This window comes from Kitasatospora sp. NPDC043950, from assembly GCF_056435345.1.
In genome coordinates this window covers 90342-104074 of record NZ_JBWKER010000013.1, presented here as the reverse complement: position 1 = coordinate 104074, position 13733 = coordinate 90342, and the positions used below count along the sequence as shown (strand labels likewise).

General features: G+C 74.0%; 15 protein-coding genes. 10 read left to right on the top strand and 5 right to left on the bottom strand.

Translation table 11 applies throughout. The features are described 5' to 3' along the window. Nucleotides 1–13: 13 nt before the first annotated feature. A complete protein-coding gene (locus AC07BF_RS11915; RefSeq protein WP_363628768.1) occupies nt 14–895 on the top strand; it encodes an ABC transporter permease in 882 nt (293 codons plus the stop codon). An 84-nt stretch (nt 896–979) separates the two neighbouring features. Here the strand turns inward: AC07BF_RS11915 and AC07BF_RS11910 are convergent, their stop codons facing one another. Then, nucleotides 980–2683: an alkaline phosphatase D family protein gene (locus AC07BF_RS11910; protein WP_400805706.1), complete on the bottom strand. Its 1704-nt coding sequence runs from the start codon at nt 2681–2683 to the stop codon at nt 980–982. A 163-nt stretch (nt 2684–2846) separates the two neighbouring features. Here AC07BF_RS11910 and AC07BF_RS11905 point away from each other — a divergent pair, with 163 nt between their 5' ends. Next, on the top strand, nt 2847–3476 hold the full coding sequence (locus AC07BF_RS11905; protein ID WP_363582902.1) for a dienelactone hydrolase family protein: 630 nt from the start codon (nt 2847–2849) through the stop codon (nt 3474–3476). A 32-nt stretch (nt 3477–3508) separates the two neighbouring features. Here the strand turns inward: AC07BF_RS11905 and AC07BF_RS11900 are convergent, their stop codons facing one another. The 3 genes from AC07BF_RS11900 to AC07BF_RS11890 form a co-directional block, all read right to left on the bottom strand. Beyond that, nucleotides 3509–4201: a response regulator transcription factor gene (locus tag AC07BF_RS11900; protein ID WP_363582900.1), complete on the bottom strand. Its 693-nt coding sequence runs from the start codon at nt 4199–4201 to the stop codon at nt 3509–3511. Then, a complete protein-coding gene (locus tag AC07BF_RS11895) occupies nt 4198–5433 on the bottom strand; it encodes a sensor histidine kinase (RefSeq protein ID WP_363582898.1) in 1236 nt (411 codons plus the stop codon). The genes AC07BF_RS11900 and AC07BF_RS11895 overlap by 4 nt, the downstream gene beginning before the upstream one ends. A gap of 115 nt (nt 5434–5548) precedes the next feature. Then, nucleotides 5549–6076, bottom strand: coding sequence for a GNAT family N-acetyltransferase (locus AC07BF_RS11890; RefSeq protein ID WP_363582896.1), 528 nt, complete (start codon nt 6074–6076; stop codon nt 5549–5551). A gap of 148 nt (nt 6077–6224) precedes the next feature. On the opposite strand from AC07BF_RS11890, the gene AC07BF_RS11885 reads away from it, so the two are divergent. The 7 genes from AC07BF_RS11885 to AC07BF_RS11855 all read left to right on the top strand — a co-directional run bounded on the left by AC07BF_RS11885 (nt 6225) and on the right by AC07BF_RS11855 (nt 11920). Then, nucleotides 6225–6995 (top strand): HAD family hydrolase, encoded by a 771-nt coding sequence (locus AC07BF_RS11885; protein ID WP_363582894.1) that lies wholly within the window; start codon nt 6225–6227, stop codon nt 6993–6995. Nucleotides 6996–7119: 124 nt separating this feature from the next. Next, the gene (locus AC07BF_RS11880) at nt 7120–7584 is read left to right on the top strand and encodes a MarR family transcriptional regulator (RefSeq protein ID WP_363582892.1); all 465 of its coding nucleotides are present in this window, start codon (nt 7120–7122) and stop codon (nt 7582–7584) included. Between the two features lie 119 nt (nt 7585–7703). After that, a complete protein-coding gene (locus AC07BF_RS11875; protein ID WP_350884320.1) occupies nt 7704–8264 on the top strand; it encodes an RNA polymerase sigma factor in 561 nt (186 codons plus the stop codon). Beyond that, nucleotides 8261–9088, top strand: a complete 828-nt coding sequence (locus AC07BF_RS11870; protein ID WP_478316923.1) for a zf-HC2 domain-containing protein — start codon at nt 8261–8263, stop codon at nt 9086–9088. Before AC07BF_RS11875 ends, AC07BF_RS11870 begins: the two co-directional genes overlap by 4 nt. A 32-nt stretch (nt 9089–9120) precedes the next feature. Beyond that, nucleotides 9121–9933: an ABC transporter ATP-binding protein gene (locus AC07BF_RS11865; protein WP_350884316.1), complete on the top strand. Its 813-nt coding sequence runs from the start codon at nt 9121–9123 to the stop codon at nt 9931–9933. After that, a complete protein-coding gene (locus tag AC07BF_RS11860; RefSeq protein ID WP_363582888.1) occupies nt 9930–11330 on the top strand; it encodes a hypothetical protein in 1401 nt (466 codons plus the stop codon). The genes AC07BF_RS11865 and AC07BF_RS11860 overlap by 4 nt, the downstream gene beginning before the upstream one ends. After that, a complete protein-coding gene (locus AC07BF_RS11855; RefSeq protein ID WP_363582886.1) occupies nt 11327–11920 on the top strand; it encodes a hypothetical protein in 594 nt (197 codons plus the stop codon). Before AC07BF_RS11860 ends, AC07BF_RS11855 begins: the two co-directional genes overlap by 4 nt. 73 nt (nt 11921–11993) lie before the next feature. Here the strand turns inward: AC07BF_RS11855 and AC07BF_RS11850 are convergent, their stop codons facing one another. Continuing rightward, complete coding sequence (locus AC07BF_RS11850) at nt 11994–12950, bottom strand: SDR family NAD(P)-dependent oxidoreductase (protein ID WP_363582884.1); 957 nt, start codon at nt 12948–12950, stop codon at nt 11994–11996. 138 nt (nt 12951–13088) lie between these two features. On the opposite strand from AC07BF_RS11850, the gene AC07BF_RS11845 reads away from it, so the two are divergent. After that, a complete protein-coding gene (locus tag AC07BF_RS11845) occupies nt 13089–13682 on the top strand; it encodes a TetR/AcrR family transcriptional regulator (protein ID WP_363582882.1) in 594 nt (197 codons plus the stop codon). The last annotated feature ends 51 nt before the right edge of the window (nt 13683–13733 follow it).

Below are 13733 nucleotides of genomic sequence, written 5' to 3'. Positions count from 1 at the left end.
CGTGAGCGGTGACGTGAGCAGCGATGTGAGCAGTGGCGCGAGCGGCGTCGTGTCGGCGGACCACGCCGAGGGGTACCGGGCGGGCCGGACGCTGCCGCTGCGGGTGGAGGCGATGCGCCAACTGCGGCGCCGCCGCACCCTGGTGATCGGCGCGGTGCTGGCCGCCCTGCCGTTCGTGATGCTGGCCGCGTTCCAGATCGGCGGCACCCCGAGCCGCCCCGACCGGACCACCTTCATCGACCTGGCCACCGCGTCCGGGCCCAACTTCGCCGCCACCATGCTGTTCGTGGGCACCGGCTTCCTGCTGGTCATCCCGGTGGCGCTGTTCTGCGGCGACACGGTCGCCTCCGAGGCGAGCTGGTCCTCGCTGCGCTACCTGCTGGCCGCGCCGGTGCCCCGGGCCCGGCTGCTGGCCCGCAAGTTCGCGGTCGGGCTGGCGTTCTCGGCGGTGGCGGTGGCGATGCTGCCGCTGATCGGGCTGGTCGTCGGCACCGCCGCGTACGGCTGGGGGGACCTCAAGCTGCCCACCGGGGCCAGCCTTTCGGCCGGGGAGGCGCTGCCCCGGCTGGCCGTCGCGGCGGCCTACGTGTTCCTCGCCGAGATCGTGATCGCCGCGCTGGCGTTCTGGCTCTCCACGGCGACGGACGCGCCGCTGGGCGCCGTCGGCGGGGCGGTGTTCGCGTCGATCATCACCGGGGTGCTGGACGCCGTCACGGCGCTGGGGGGCCTGCGGGAGTGGCTGCCCGCACACTGGCAGTACGCCTGGGCGGACGCCCTGCAGCCGCAGTTGGAGTGGGGCGGCATGGTGCAGGGCGTCTCGCTGTCGCTGTCGTACGCGGCGGTGCTGCTCGCGCTGGCGTTCCGGGGGTTCGCGCGCAAGGACGTGGTGTCGTAGGGCCGTCGTGCTGCGGGCCCGCCGCGTGGGTGCGGCGGGCCCGGGTGACAGACGTGGGGCCCGGCGTGGGGCCCCGGGGTGGGGTCAGGCGATCGGGGCGTTCGCGCGCTCGATCCGCTGGGTGCCGGTGCGGGTGCGGTAGGAGCGGGTCCAGCTGCTGGTCGCGTCCTTGCGGGTGCGGTCGGAGAGGACGTAGTAGTCCATCTGGGTCTGCTCGGGCGTGATGTCCAGGACTCCGTAGCCGTGCGAGTCCAGGTCGACCCACTTGACGTGCGGGTTGGCCGTCCTGATCGCGGTGCCGGCCGCCAGTGAGACGGTCTGCGGGGCGACCTTCAGGAGGTCGTCGACGTTGTCGGAGGTCACCGAGGTGACCACGAACTCGGTGGCGACACTGCCGGACAGCGGGTAGGTGGCGGCCTCGTTCGGGACGTCGGCGGCCCAGGCGGAGTGGATGTCGCCGGTCAGGAAGACGGTGTTGGTGATGCCGTTCGCCTTGAGGTGGCCGAGCAGCTCGCGGCGGTCGTGGGTGTAGCCGTCCCACTGGTCGGGGTTGACCGCCACGCCCTCGCCGGGCAGGCCGAGCAGCTTGGCCAGCGGGCGCAGCAGGTAGTCGGGCAGCGAGAGGAAGGCGACCGGGGAGATCATCACCTCGTTGCCGATCAGCCGCCAGGTGGTGTCGGAGGCGGACAACCCGGCCTTGAGCCAGTCCAGTTGGGCGCGGCCGGTGAGGGTGCGGTCGGCCGAGTCGACGGCACCGCTGCCCGTCTTCGCCTGCTGGGAGCGGAACGAGCGCTGGTCCATCAGGTGCAGGTCGGCGAGCTTGCCGTAGCGCAGGCGGCGGTAGGTGGTGCCGGCGATCGAGGGCCGGACCGGCATCCACTCGAAGTAGGCCTGCTTGGCGGCGGCCATCCGGTCGGCCCAGGCGCCCTCGGTGCCCGGGGTGTGGTTCTCGGCGCCGCCGGACCAGGCGTCGTTGGCGAACTCGTGGTCGTCCCAGATCGCGATGGTCGGGAGCTTGGCGTGCAGGGCCTGGAGGTCGTCGTCGGTCTTGTACTGGCCGTGCCTGGTGCGGTAGTCGGCGAGGGTGAGGATCTCGTGGGTGGGGGCGTGCGGGCGCACGACCGTGCCGCGGGCGCAGAACTCGCCGGTCTTGTACTCGTAGATGTAGTCGCCGAGGAAGAGGAAGGCGTCCAGGTCGCCGCGGGCGGCGAGGTGGCGGTAGGCGGAGAAGTAGCCGCCCTCCCAGTTGGCGCAGGAGGCGACGCCGAACCGCAGCCGGGAGAGGGCGGCGTCGGTGGCGGGGGTGGTGCGGGTGCGGCCGGTGGGGGAGGCGGCGGTGCCGGTACCGGCGGTGGCGGTGGCGGTGAAGCGGTACCAGTAGGGGGTGTCCGGGGTCAGGCCGCGGACGTCGGCCTTGACGGTGTGGTCGGCGACGGCGGTGGCGGTCACCGTGCCGCTCGCGACGACGCGGGTGAAGGCCTGGTCGGCGGCCAGCTCCCAGCGGACCTCGGTGTCGGGGCCGAGGCCCGAGCCGGGGACGGCCTCGGGGCGGGGCGTCACCCTGGTCCAGAGCAGGACGCCGTCGGGGAGGGGGTCGCCGGAGGCTATGCCGTGCAGGAAGCGGGGGGCGGCTTCGGGGGTTCCGGGGGCCTGGGCGGCTCCGGCGGCCTGGGCCGGCTCGGCGGCTTCGGCGGGGGTGGGGAGGGCGATCGGGAGGGCGGCGGTCGCGCCGGCGGCCAGCGCGCCGGCCTTCAGGACCTGGCGGCGGCGCGGGTGGGCGGGGGTCATGTCATGGACAAGATCGTTCACGTCCGGAAGGTTACCCGCTAGTAAAGCGTAGGTAAATCAGGTGACCTGACGACCCGTCGTGGAGGGGAAAGGGGCTGCGGTTCGGCGCGGGCGGGCCGGGGAAGTCGGGGCGGGCCGGCCGGGGAAGTCGGGTCGCCGGATCATGCGGGATCATGGGGGAGTACCCGCCCTCAGCTGCCGAAGGACCCCGACCGTGGCCCAGATCGTCCTCTTCCACTCCGCCCTCGGGCTGCGCCCCGCCGTCCACGCCGCCGCCGACCGGCTGCGCGCCGCCGGGCACACCGTGCACACCCCGGACCTGTACGACGGGCGGACCTTCGACGACATCGAGGCCGGACTGGCGTACCAGGAGGAGGTCGGCGGCAGCGAGGAACTGCTGCGCCGGGCCGTCACCGCCGCCGCTCCGCTGTCGGACGGCGGCCTGGTCTACGCGGGCTTCTCGCTCGGCGGCTCGCTCGCGCAGAACCTCGCCCTCGCCGACGACAAGGCCCGCGGCCTGCTGCTCCTGCACGGCACCTCCGACCTGCGCGAGGACGCGGCCACCGAGATCCCGGTGCAACTGCACGTCGCCGAGCCGGACCCGTTCGAGACCGAGGACTGGCTGAACGCCTGGTACCTGGGGATGCGGCGGGCCGGGGCCGACGTCGAGGTTCACCGCTACCGGGGCGCCGGGCACCTGTTCACCGACACCGAGCTGGCCGACTGCGACGCCGAGGCGGCGGAGCGGGCCTGGGCCATCGCGCTGGACTTCCTCGGCGAGCTGGATTCCTGACCGGGAGGTGAGGGGGTCGTCGGGGCGGCCGGTCAGCCGGCGAGCCCCGGCACCACCAGGCCGGACTCGTACGCGATCACCACGGCGTGGGTCCGGTTCTGCGCGCCGAGCTTGGTCAGCACGTTCCCGACGTGCGTCTTCACCGTCTCCAGGCTCACCCTGAGCGACTCCGCGATCTCCGGGTTGGACTGGCCCGTGGCCATCGACCGCAGCACCTCCTCCTCCCGCACCGTCAACGCCGCCCGGGGCAGCGCCTCGGCGGAGTCCAGCGGGCGGGCGGAGACCATCCGGCGCAGCGCCGCCGGGAAGAGGATCGCCTCCCCGGCCGCCGCCACCCGCACCGCCTCCGCGATCTGCCGTACCGGAAGCCGCTTCAGCACGAACCCGCTCGCCCCCGCGCTGAGCGCGGCGGTGACGTAGCCGTCGTTCTCGAAGGTGGTGATCACCACGACCTTCGGCGGCGCGGCCGACTCGGCCAGCAGCTGCCGGGTGGCCTCGATCCCGTTGCGGCGCGGCATCCGTACGTCCATCAGGACCACGTCCGGCCGCAGCCGCTGCGCCTGGTCGACCGCGTCGACGCCGTCGGACGCCTCCCCGACCACCGTGATCCCCGGCTGCACCGCGAGCAGGGTGCGCAGGCCGCTGCGGGTCACCTCGTCGTCGTCCGCGATCAGGAGGGTGACGGGGGCGTTGCCCGGGGCGTCGGTGGGGTCCGGGCCGGTCATGCCGACAACCGCACGGGCAACTGCACGGCCAGCCGCCAGGCCTGGGGCCCGTCCGGCCCGGCCTCGATCTCGCCGTGCAGCAGCCGGACCCGCTCGGCCAGGCCCGGCAGGCCGTGGCCGGACGTCGGGAAGGCGCCCTGGCGCGGACCCGTCCCGGTCCGGTTGACCACGCTGAGCTCCAGGGTGTCCGGCCCGGCCGCCACCCGGACCTCGATCGGGCCGCCGGCTCCGTGCCGCAGCGCGTTCGTCAGCCCCTCCTGGAGGATCCGGTACGCCGCTCGGGAGAGCGTCCCCTGCACCTGCGCCAGCTCGCCGGACAGCTCCGGCTCCACCACCGCGCCGGCGTGCCGCAACCGGTCCAGCAGCTCGGGCAGGTCGGCCAAGGTCCGGGCCGGGGCCGCCCCCGATTCCTCCTCGCGCAGCGCACCCAGCACGTAGTCCAGGTCCTCCAGGGCGGCCCGGGTCGACTCCTCGATGCTGCGCATGGCGGCCCGCGCCGCCACCGGGTCGGCGGAGAGCACCTCGCCCGCCACCGCCGCCTGGATCGTGGCCGCCGTCAGGGTGTGCCCGATCGAGTCGTGCAACTCGTGCGCCAGCCGGTTGCGTTCGGCCAGCCGGCGCTCCCGCTCCGCCGCCATCGCCAGCCGCTCGGCCGCCGACGGCCCCAGCAGCTTCGGGGCCAGACCGCGCAGGGCGCTCGCCACCGCCGCGCACACCACCGGCGCCAGCAGCAGGCAGGCCGCCGCCACCACCCAGCTCCAGACGCCCGTCACCTGCACCGACCGGTCGGGCCAGCTCAGCCGGGCATCACCGGAGACCCAGCCGCCCGGCAGGGCCACGGCCGCGCCGAGCAGGACGAGGCTCACCAGGCCCCCCACCCAGCCCAGCGCCACGTGCAGCAGCAGCCACAGCGGGGTGCGCCAGCGGTCGGTGCCGGGGGTGTCCGCCGCCCGGGTGTCGGACACCGGATCCGGCAGCGGCACCCGCAGCAGCCGGCGGGCGCCGCCGATCAGCACCCGCCGGGTGGTGCGGGCCAGCCCGACCACGGCGAGCAGCGCCGCCCAGGCCAGCAGGGTGAGCACCGCCCGTGCGAGGTAGGGGCCGGACGGCCAGGCCATCATCGGCAGCATCGCGAACGGCAGCAGCGGCAGGCTCGCCAGCGCGCCGAGGAAGGCGAACAGCACACCCGAGTACGTGGAGCCGCGCAGCAGCGGCCGGATTCCCCTGATCATGATCACCAGTATTGCGGCGCAGCTCGTGGGGGTCCTCCCCCGATCGGGGGAGCGTTCGTTCCGGCCTTCCGGCCTCGGTCCTTCCGGCCTCGGCGTTTCTGCTCCGGCGGGAAAGCTACGGCGAGGCGGCCCCGGAGGCATCGGCGCGGCCCCGGGTGAGCAGGCGGGTCGTGCTGCCGTCGTCCTCCGTGATGTCGCGGACGTGCCGGAAGCCGATCCTGCCCAGCAACGCCAGCGAAGCGAGGTTGGCGTCGGCGACCGTCGCGTGCACCTCGGCCAGCCCCAGGGCGGTGAAGCCGTAGTCGACGATCGCGGCCGCCAGTTCGGTGCCCAGGCCGCGGCCCCACGCCTCCGGGGCCAGCGCGTAGACGATCTCGAAGCCCTCGACCACGGTGGTGGGCTTGATCTCGGCGTGCCCGACGAGGCGGCCGTCGTGCCGCACGGCCCAGACGTCGAACCGGTTCGAGGCGTAGACCTGGGTGAAGACGCGGCCGAACAGGGCCCGGTCCTCGGCCTCGGACTGCGGGCCGTCGCCCATCCACCGGGACACCTGCCGGTTCTGGAACAGCGCCACGAAGTCCTCTTCGTCCGCGAGGACGTAGGGGTCGAGCAGCAGGCGCTCGGTACGCAGGGTCGGGGTCATGTCGGGCGACGGTACGGGGGCCGTCGCCCGCCCGGCAAGCGGCTTTCGGGAGGTTGGAGCACCGGTGGCGATCGCGGTCGAACGGGTGTCGGGGGCGGCGTCGTGGGGATCACATCGCGGGCTCCGAACGGACGGATATCATCCGGGAATGGTCAACCTTCGCACCCGCACGGTGGTTTTCGATCTCGACGGCACGCTCTGCTTCGACGGGCGGACGATCGACGGTCGGATCCTGACGGCGATCGGGGAGTGCGAGCGGGCCGGGTACCGGGTGGTCTTCGCGTCGGCCAGGCCGGTTCGGGACATGCTGCCGGTGCTCGACGGCGCCTTCCCGGCCGCGATGCTGATCGGCGGGAACGGGAGCCTGGTGTCGGTCGACGGGCAGGTGCGGGCCCGGGCCGTGTTCGAACCGGCGGTGCTGGGCGGGCTGATGGCGGCGGTCGCGCGCTACGAGGCGGGCTATCTCGCGGACGGGCCCTGGGACTACGCGTACACCGGGCCGGTGGACCACCCGATCCGGGGCCGCGTCGACCAGGGCGGCCTGGCGAGCCGGGTGGAGCTGGCCGAGCTGCCCGAGGTGGTGAAGTTCCTGGTCGTCGAGGCGTCGGACATGGCGGAACTCGCCGAGGCCGGCCGGGGGCTCGGGCTGATGGTGAACCACCACCTCGACGAGGCGATCATCGACTTCGCGCCCGGTTCCACGACGAAGTGGGAGGCCCTGACGTCGATGGGCATCGGCGCGTACGCGGCCTTCGGCAACGACATCAACGACTTCGACCTGTTGCGCAACGCCGAGCGGGCGGTGCGGGTCGGCACGCATTCCGGGCTGGACGGCGTCGCCCACGTCAGCGTCGCGGCCGAACCGGAGGCGGTGGCGGCCGAGATCGCGCTGCTGGCGCGGACGGCCGAGGACCGGTAGGGCGCCGGGGTGCCTGCCGCCACAGGTGCCTGATCCGGGCGGCCGCCTTCTGAACCAGCCTTGATCTCAAGGGCGGTTGAGGTTCTACGGTGGCCGTGTTCCGGTGATCGCTCGAAGGGGGCGAATGGACATGGCAGTCCGGGAGTACTCGCAGGAGGAGCTGGCCGCCCAGCCCATCGGCGCGTGGAGCGGTGAGGCGTGCCGGCGGGTGGTCGGGGCCCTCCGTGCGCAGTTGGCGGTGGAGGACCTCACGCAGCCGCACTGGTGGACGCTCAACCACGTGGCCGGAGATCCGGGCCGGTGGACCCGGGCGGCGTTGGTCGAGCGGCTGGCGAGGTACGAGGACCTCGGGATCGACTTCGGCGGCGTCTTCGACGACCTCGTCGCCCGGGGGTGGCTGACGGAGGAGGCGGGGGCCATGACGCTGACCGAGGCGGGGGAGGCCGGCCGCCTCCGGGCGCGGGAGCGCAATCTGCGGGTGCACCGGCAGACGCACGAGGGCATCGGCGCGGCCGAGTTCGCGACCACGATCGACGTCCTGCGTCGGATGGTCGCCAACCTGGGGGGCGACGGGAACCTGCCCGACTGAAGGGTGTCGAGGTGGCCGCAGCGCGGGAAGTCGGGTAGGTCGACTTCCTGCGCTGCTCTCATGTGACGCAGGTCACGTCGAACGCAGAACCTGCGCGCGGTCGCGGGCGTCTGGCTGGTGTGAGATCACGCAGGAGAGCACTGGACGAGCTGGACGAGGAACGCCTCGTCCGGCTGATCGCCAGAAGTGACCGCGCGGCGTTCGACGAGCTGTACCGGCGCACGTCGCCGTGGCTGGCGGTGCGGTTGCGCCGTCGCTGCGCGGACGAGCAGATCGTCGCCGAGGTCATGCAGGAGACCTATCTGGCGGTGTGGCGCGCGGCCGGCGCGTTCGCCGGGAGCGCCGTCGGCGGGACGGCCGTCGGGTGGCTGTGGACGATCGCGGCGCGCCGCCTCGTCGACGCCTTCCGCCGTCGTGCCCACCACGCCGAACCGCCGGCCGCCGCCGCCGAGCGGGCCGTGGTGCCCGCGGCGGAGGAGGAGGCGCTCGCCGGGACCGTCGGCGGCGACGTGGGCGACGCCCTGCGGCGGCTGGCGCCGGAACTCCGAGACGTACTACAGGCGACGGTGCTCGACGGGCTCTCCGTCCGGGAGACCGCCGTCCTGCTCAGACTGCCCGAAGGCACGGTCAAGACCCGTGCCCGCCGGGCCCGGATCGCGATGCGGGAGGCGCTGGCATGAACGCGGAACACGCGTCGAGGCGGCTGATCGACGACTACGCGCGTGGTGACACGGCGATGGCCGCGGACACGGTGTGGGCGCTGGAGGCCCACCTGGAGACGTGCGCGCCGTGCCGGAGCCTGCTGGCGGCCTCCGTGGCCACCGAGGCGCCCGGCGTCGCCGCGCTCGTCGACACCGTCCGGGCCGGTCTGGACGCGCAGTTGGGCGTGTCCGTCGGGGCGCCCCGGCGGCGGCACCGCCCGACGTGGGTGTCGGCCTGGCTGACACCGGCCATGACCCCGTGGCTGGCGATGACCGCCGTCGTCACCCTGGTGGCGCTGCTGCTGGACGTGGCCGCGCCGGCGAAGGTCTTCGGCGGCGCCTCGATGGTGGCGCTGATCGCGCCCGTGCTGCCGCTGTGCGGTGTCGCCGCATCGTGGTCGCGCGGTCTGGACCCGGCGTACGAACTGACCGCCTCGACCGCCCGGGCCGGCCTGGCCCTGCTGCTCAGGCGCACCACCGCGGTCCTCGTGGTGGTCGTGCCCGGGCTCCTGCTGGGGGGATGGCTGACCGGGAACACGACGGTCGCGCAGTGGCTGCTGCCCTCTCTGGCCTTCACCTCCACCGCCCTGGCGCTGGGCAGCGTGGTCGGCGTGACCCGCGCCGCCGTGGGGCTGGTGGCCGCGTGGGGCGCCGCCGTCGTGGTGCCCGCGTTCGTCACCGGCCGCATCCCCGCCGTCCTCGAACTCGCCCTGCACCGCGACCAGTTGCCCGTGTGGGGGCTGCTCCTCGCGCTCGGCATCTGCGCCGTGATCACCCGCAGGGACGCGTACTCAACGCTGTGAAACCCATGTCCACCCTGGAAAGGGACCATCGCATGACGTATACGGCGAGCGCGGCCGACACCGCGCCGAAGACCTACGCCTGGGAGATCCGGGCCAGCGGCCTGAGGGTGCGCGTCGGACGGAGCAAGATGGCCGTCGACGGGCTCGACCTGTCCCTGGGCATCGGCGCCCACGGGCTCCTCGGGCCCAACGGGGCGGGCAAGACCACCCTGATCCGGACGCTGGCCACCGTGCTGCGCCCCACCGAGGGCGAACTGGAGATGCTCGGCACCTCCCTGGGGGGCAGGGTGGGCGACCACCGGGCCCTGCGCCGCCAGATCGGCTACCTGCCGCAGGACTTCGGCTACTACAAGCGCTTCACGGTGCGCGAGTTCGTCGAGTACATGGCCTGGCTGAAGGAGGTGCCGAAGGCGGACATCCCCGGGGCCGTGCAACGGGCCGTGGAACGGGTGGGCCTGGCGGACCGCGCCGACCACCGGATGAAGACCCTGTCCGGCGGCATGGTGCGGCGGGCCGGCATCGCCCAGGCCATCGTCAACTCCCCCGCGGTGCTGCTGCTGGACGAGCCGACGGCCGGCCTGGACCCGGCGCAGCGGCTGCGCTTCCGCGAGCTGTTGCAGGACCTGGGCCGCGACACCTGCGTGGTCGTCTCCACCCACCTGGTCGAGGACGTCGCGGCCGCCTGCTCCGACGTGGTGCTGTTCGCCGACGGCCGCCTCGTCTTCCAGGGCACGCCGGACGAGTTGGGTGCGGCAGGCAGCCCCGACCACCCGGGCGACAGCCCCCTGGAGCGCGGCTACTCGGCGCTGCTCCGCAACTCCGGGCAGCAGGGGAGCGCCTGGTGAACGGACGTGTGCTGCGAACCGAACTGAAGCGCTCCGCCGCCCCGTGGGCCGGAGTCGTCGTCCTGGGCGGCAGCCTGGCGGTCTTCTTCCCGTTCGACGCGTTCTGGTGGCACGGCACCGCGGGGTGGACGGCCCAGTGGACCACCATGGCCATGTGGACCCGGTCCCTGTTGTCCTTCTGGTGGCCGTTCGTGGTCGGCATCGGGGCGGTGTACGGGCTGCGCGAACCCCGCTCGGGGATGACCGAGCTGCTGTCGACCACGCCGCTGCCGGCCTGGCGCCGTGCGGCGCTGCCGACCGGTGCGATCGCGCTCGCGCTGGCGGCGGGCTTCGGCCTGCTCGTCCTGGCGGGCGGAATCCAGGTGGCGCTCGGTCCGACCACCTACACCCCCCTCGGGTGGCTGCCGATCTCACTGGTGGCGGTACTGGCCCTGGTCGCGGGCGCCGTGTTCGGCATGGGTGTCGCGCGGGCGCTGCCCTCCGTCCTCACCCCGCCGGCGCTGGTGGTGGTCGTCCTCGTGGCGACGGGCCTGCTCCTGCGCGTGAACAGTGAAGGGGCGGTACCGACGGGCAGGGTGTCGAACCGCTTCGCCCAGCTGAACCCGGCGACCGCGGAGCCGCGGCAGATGCTGCTGACCCTGGCCGGCTCCGTCCACCTCGGCCAGACGCTCTGGCTGCTCGGCCTGCTCGCCACCGGCTTCGCGCTGCTGGTGGCCGTGACCCGCCGGGCCCGGCTGCTCGCGGTGACTCCCGTCCTGGCCGGCCTGGCCCTGGCCCTGCTGGTCATCCCGGCCGCTGCGCGCGACACCTACGTCGTCGACAAGGCCGCCGCGACGCTGGTGTGCGACGGGCCGGTGTGCGTGACGCAGGCGAGCCGTTCGCGCCTGGCCGAGCTCGCGTTGCGCAGCAAGGACGCGATGCGCGTGCTGCACGACGTCCTGGGCGACAAGGCGCCGACCTCGGTGCGCGAGGACACCGCGCTGCACGAGCTCGCCGAGGCGCGCGAACTCTCCGCAGACGTGCTGCTGGTCGACTTCAACGATCGGATGCTCGCCGACGCGACAGGTGAGAAGCTGACCCGCGCGCTGATCGGCAGGGGCCTGGCACCGAGCTGCTACCCGGACAACGACCGGGAGGGCGGGGGGAGCTACGACGTCCTCGGCCAGAGCCTCGCCGTGAGCTGGGCCCTCCACGACCCCCAGCTCCAACCGCTGAAGGAGAAGGGCACCGACGCGTACGCGATCAAGCTCTGGGCGGAGGCCGACGCCGCGTGGCAGAAGCTGATGGCGCTGCCACCGGCCGAGCAGCGCTCGCAGATCGTCGAGCTGCACGCCGCCGCCCTCTCCTGCGCGGGGTACAAGCAGATGCAGAAGCTGGCCGGGGAGGCGTCGCAGTGAGGTGGCTGATGCTGTACGCGCGTTCACGGCAGGTGCCCACGTCGGCCGCCGCGGTCACGTTCATCGCGCTGGTGGTGTGGGCCTTCAACCGGGGCGGCGGTACGGGTGCGGCGGATGCGGCGGACTCGATCAACCCGGTCGCGTACTTCGTGCTCGCCGCGGGCGTGGCGGCCGGCTCCGTCGGGCTCGGCGGGCAGGACCCCGCACTGGACAGGACGGCCGCGATCCGGTGGGCGCCCCGCCGGGCGGCGCACGCGCTGCTGATCGGCGCGGTCGCCGGTGCGGCGCTGCTGGCGGTCCAGGCGGCGGGGCCGAAGTTCGCCCCCACCGAGGTCGTCGTCCGGGACAGCGCGGGCCTGGTCGGCCTGGCCGGGCTCGGGGTGGTGCTGTGCGGGGCGCACCTCGCCTGGACCCTGCCGACCGGCTGGCTCGCGATCACCGTCCTCGTCCCGCCGATGCCGCCCAACGTCGTGGGGAAGTCGCTCGGCTGGATGGTCTACCCGGCCGGCACGGAGGCGTCCACCTGGGCCGCGGTGGCCTTGCTGGTGACCGGCGCCGGGGCCTACGCCCTGGCGGGACCGCGCAGGTAACGGGCCCGCCCCGCGCTCCGCTTCCCCTCGGCGAGTCGGGGGAGCGGAGCGCGGGGCGTTCTGCCGCGGACCGTCAGTCGCGGCTGCCCAGGGTGTCGTGCGAGACCTGCCAGAGCAGGGCGGCCGCCTCGGGGTCGAGGGCGTAGTCGGCGACGCCGCTGCGGGCGCTGAGTTCGCCGCGGACGGCTTCGTTGCAGTCCTCGAAGTAGCGGCCGCTGACGCCCGCCAGCAGCGGTGAGGCCGCGAGCAGGACGGAGGTCGCCGCGCCCTGCTCGGTGGTCTTCCACAGCAGCTCTGCGCCGTTGGCGGCCTGGGCGCGCAGCCGGTCGAGCTCCTCCTCGGAGACGTGGCGCTGGAGGGCGGTCCGGATGCCGCCGGGCATCAGGGCGTTGACGGTGATGCCGTCCGCCGCCCAGCGCTTGGCGGCCTCGACCGCGAACAGGACGTTGGCGGTCTTGGACTGGCCGTAGGCGGACCAGGGCTCGTAGGCGCGCTCGCGGAAGTGGATGTCCTCGAAGACGACCGGGGAGCGGTGGTGGGCGCTGGAGCTGACGGACACCACGCGGGCGCCGCCGTCCCGGGCCAGGGCCGCGTGCAGGCCGGTGGCCAGCGCGAAGTGCCCGAGGTGGTTGGTGGCGAACTGGAGCTCCCAGCCCTCCGGCGTGCGGAGCTCGGGCGAGGCCATCACGCCGGCGTTGTTGACCAGGATGTGCAGGGGCCCGTCCCAGGCGGCGACGAACGCGGCGACGGAGGCTTGGTCGGCGAGGTCCAGCGGCGCGACCCGGACGTCCTTGTTGCCGGTGGTCGCGGTGATGTCCTCGGCGGTGCGGGCGCCGGCGTCGAGGTTGCGGACCGCGAGGGTGACCTGCGCGCCCGCCGAGGCGAGGGCGCGTGCGGTCTCGACGCCGATGCCGGAGGCGCCGCCGGTGACGACGGCGCGGCGGCCGGTCAGGTCGGTGCCGGAGACGACCTCGGCGGCGGTGGACTCGGCGCCGAAGGGGGTGGTGAGGCGCGGGGTGTTGGCGTTCATGATCTTCCCGTCTGGCTGGGTGACCGGAGCTGGGGGTGCGCGGGAGGGGGCGGCCGGTAGAGTGGAAACCGGAGGGCCCTCCGCATGTCTCCAGGCTAAGCGGAGCATCCTCCGTTTGCAACCCGAGGAGGACCAGCCGTGACCACCGCCGACCCCCGGCCGCTGCGCGCCGACGCGCGCCGCAACCGCGACCGACTGATCGAAGTGGCCGCGCGGGCCTTCGCCCAGGACGGGCCGGACGCGACGCTCGGGGCGATCGCCAAGGAGGCCGGCGTGGGCATCGGCACCCTCTACCGGCACTTCGCCACCCGCGAGGAACTCGTCGAGGCGGTCTACCGCAGCGAACTCGCCAAGCTGTGCGACTCCGCCGCGGAACTGCTGGACGGCAGGGGGCCCGACGCCGCGCTGCGCGCCTGGATGGACGGCTTCGTCCGCTACATGACCACCAAGCGCGGGATGTCCGACGCGCTGCGCGCGCTCATAGCCTCCGGCAACGACCCCTTCTCGCACAGCCGCGCGATGCTGACCGCCGCGATCACCCAACTCCTGCGGGCCGGGGCCGAGTCGGGCGCGCTGCGCGCCGACGTCGAACCGGAGGACGTGCTGTTCAGCCTCAGCGGCCTGTCCATGGCCGCGACCACCCCCGAGCACCACGCCCGGATGGAACGCCTCCTCGACCTCCTGATGGACGGCCTGCGCTACCACGCCGCCTCCGGGCGGGGAGCCCGCTGAGAACGGCGAAGGGGGCCGTCCGTGCGGCCGGCGCCCTTCGCCGTGACTCCG